We start from the raw sequence: 3,171 nt of genomic DNA, 5'->3' as shown, positions 1-3,171 counted from the left end.
ACGAGGAGGCAGCTTCGGTCAGCGGCCCCAGATTGCGCAGCGAGCTGGCAAAGATGGTGGGAAACATGATGGACATGAAAATGCTGGTCGCTGCCAGCGCATAGAGGCCGAGCGCACCGCCGACGAACACCGCCACCAAGGTCAACGCGACGTTGATGGCCGCGAACCCAGCCATCAAGCGCGTAGGACTGACCCGACTCATCAGCGCCGTGCCGACGAATCGCCCCATCATGAAGCCGACCAGCGACGCCGTCAGATAACTCGCAGCGGTCTTCTCGCCCATGCCGGGCACCTCAGCCTGCGCGTAACGAATCATGAAACTCCACACGCCCACCTGCGCACCTACATAGAAAAACTGCGCCGCCACCCCGAATAGAAAATGTCGCTGGCTCAGCAGTTGTGCGATGGATTGGCGCATCGACAGACGATTCGGGTCGCCTAGTGCAACCGCTCGCGCCTGCGCAGGAAACTTTGTTACCGCGACGAGTGCTGCCCACGTCAATACCACCGCGGCAACGATCAGATACGGCAATTGCACCGATTGCGCCTCAACGGTTTGAAACGCGGCGAGCTGCGCCGGGGACATGGCCGCCAACTCCGCACGCGTCGGCTCGATGCCCGACAGAATAAACTCCCGTCCCACGATGACACCCGAGATGGCGCCGAGCGGATTGAACGCTTGTGCAAAGTTCAGGCGCTGCTCGGCGTGATCCGCATCGCCCAACACCGTGATCAATGGATTGGCGGAGGTTTCCAAGAACGCCAAGCCGGCGGCAATCACAAACAACGCGGCCAGAAACCAACCGTATTCCAGCATCTCCGCCGCCGGATAAAACAACAGCGCACCCGTGCCAAACGTCACCAGTCCGATCAGCACAGTGACCTTGTAACCAAAGCGGTGAATGGCCCACCCCGCCGGGAGCGCCAGAAAAAAATAACCCAAATAGAACACCGACTGCACCAGGCTGGACTGCAAGTCGGTCAAGAAAAACGCTTTACGAAAGTGCGGGATCAGCACGTCGTTCAAGTTATTGGCCACGCCCCACAGAAAGAACAGCGTGACGATCAGGATCAACGGTGCCAACGGCGTCACCGCGCGAACGTTGGTATTCACGCTCGCTTCATTCATGGGCTGCGCGGGAAACATCCCGGCCCGCTCGGCTCGAACGACTTATAGGTCAGAATGAACTCGCGGTGGCCGATGGCTTCGGACTTGCTGAGCTGCCCAGACGCAATCGCTTCGACCAACGTGACGATTTCTTGGGCCACGTCGTCGAGTTCGGCCTCGCCTTCCAGAATGCGACCGGCGTTCACATCCATGTCTTCGGACATGCGGCGGTAGGTATCGGGATTGCCGGTGATCTTGATAACGGGCGCGATAGCCGAGCCGACCACGGAGCCACGCCCCGTTGTAAACAATGTGAGATGCGCCCCGCACGCCATCAGCTCGACGATCTCGGCATTGTCCGAAATGTTGGGAAAGCCGAACTTGGGTGGACCGTCGGGCACCACGTCGAGCAGATACAGCCCGGGCGCCGTCGGCTGCTCGGCGGGCTTGATGACACCGACAATGGGCGAAGAACCGGACTTCACATAGGCCCCCGCGGATTTTTCTTCCTGTGAGCTCAAGCCGCCCTCGGCGTTGCCGGGCGCGAAGCTGCCGAAACCCATGGCGCGATAATACATTTCGGCTTTGCCGATGGCAGCGACTATCGCTTGGCTCACCGCATCGGTCGTGGCACGCACAGCCATCGGCCCTTCGCAGCCAATCATCTCGCCGGTTTCCTCAAAAATGCAGGTCGCACCGGCCACGACCAAGCGATCGAAAGCCCGCCCCACTGCCGGGTTGGCGGTGATGCCGCTGGTGCCATCGGAGCCGCCGCAGATCGTGCCGACGACCAGATCGCTCAGTTGCATCGGCACGCGCAGCGCCGTGCCGGAAGCAATCTCTTTTAACGCTCGCGCATAGGACACACCGCGATCAATGGCCGACCGCGTGCCACCGACCTGTTGAATGACCAGAGTCTCCACAGGCCGCCCGCTCGCAGCGATGTGCTTTGCCAATGCCTCGCGATTGAACGACTCACACCCGAGCGAGACCAGCACCACGCCACCGACATTGGGATGCGCCGTGAGCGCCTTCATCATCTGCAACGCATAAGCGTTGGGATAGCAGCCCGGGAAGCCAATCAGATGCACGTCCGGATCGTCACAGCGATCCACGATGCGCCGAGCGACGTGGTGCGCACACTCGACCAGGTACACCACTGCGATGACATTGCGAATTCCTTTGCGTCCGTCGCTGCGCAAGTAGCCTTGAAAACTCATGGCCCGCTCGTCGACGTGGCCCGGGTGTGCACGCCGATGTAGTCACTCTTCATGTTGTGCAGGTGAATCCATTCACCCGCCTGAGCTGCTACCGTGATCGAGCCGATCGGTGCGCCGTATTTGATGACCTTCTCCCCCACCGACAACGCACGACGCGCCAGTTTGTGGCCGAGCTCCACCGTCTGAATCGCCTCGATCTGCTCGTTAGCATTGATATGGAAGCGCTCGCCCGCCGTGACAGACCGACGGCACACCAGGATGTTGTCATCGGGATGCAGCAGAATGACGGGGACTGCGACGCGTGGCACCGGTCACCTCCGCTCGCCGACCACCCGAGTCAACTCACGAACCGATCGGCTCACGGCTTTATCTCCCTCCGCCGTGAGTAGACCGCGCTGGTCGTCCCATTGCAGGCGAGTGGTACGCCCGATGCCTTTCTCATAGTCGTAGCTCACGCCGTCATCGTCGTACAGCGTGAACGTCGCGTCCTTGCCGGGGTACACGCGAATCTCCTTGAGCGCCTGTGGCGTAGCAGTGCTGGAAACATCCACGCCCATCGGCACAATCGAACCAGCACGCACGAACAACGGAATCGTATCGATGGGCGCCGCGACGGTGACTGTCTTGCCACCGGCCAGCTTCTCGCCGGTCCAGTAGTTGTACCAATCGCTGCCCGCCGGCAAATACACCTCGCGACTCTCCCTGCCCTGCTCAGTCACCGGCGCGACCAGGAACGCGGGCCCGAACATATATTGATCACCGATGTTGAGCACCTTGGGGTCGTTCGGAAAATCCATGAACAGCGCCCGCATGAATGGCGCCCCGGTGTCGTAGGTGTGCTTG

Annotated in this window: 4 protein-coding genes; all 4 read right to left on the bottom strand. The window is 60.9% G+C overall.

The window, feature by feature from the left end:
* Positions 1-1,129: L-fucose:H+ symporter permease (gene fucP / locus JNL55_RS26115; RefSeq protein WP_293861351.1), on the bottom strand; the 1,129-nt coding region annotated here is incomplete at its 3' end.
* A complete protein-coding gene (locus tag JNL55_RS26110) occupies positions 1,126-2,328 on the bottom strand; it encodes a UxaA family hydrolase (protein WP_293861349.1) in 1,203 nt (400 codons plus the stop codon). The genes JNL55_RS26110 and fucP, both read right to left, overlap by 4 nt.
* Positions 2,325-2,636, bottom strand: coding sequence for a UxaA family hydrolase (locus JNL55_RS26105; RefSeq protein ID WP_293861346.1), 312 nt, complete (start codon positions 2,634-2,636; stop codon positions 2,325-2,327). The genes JNL55_RS26110 and JNL55_RS26105 overlap by 4 nt, the downstream gene beginning before the upstream one ends.
* 3 nt (positions 2,637-2,639) lie before the next feature.
* Positions 2,640-3,171 (bottom strand): DUF5110 domain-containing protein (locus JNL55_RS26100; protein WP_293861343.1); only part of this gene is annotated, 532 nt, incomplete at its 5' end.

This window comes from Steroidobacter sp. (genome assembly GCF_016790065.1).
Classification (GTDB): domain Bacteria; phylum Pseudomonadota; class Gammaproteobacteria; order Steroidobacterales; family Steroidobacteraceae; genus Steroidobacter.
This window is presented reverse-complemented; position numbering and strand designations above follow the sequence as displayed.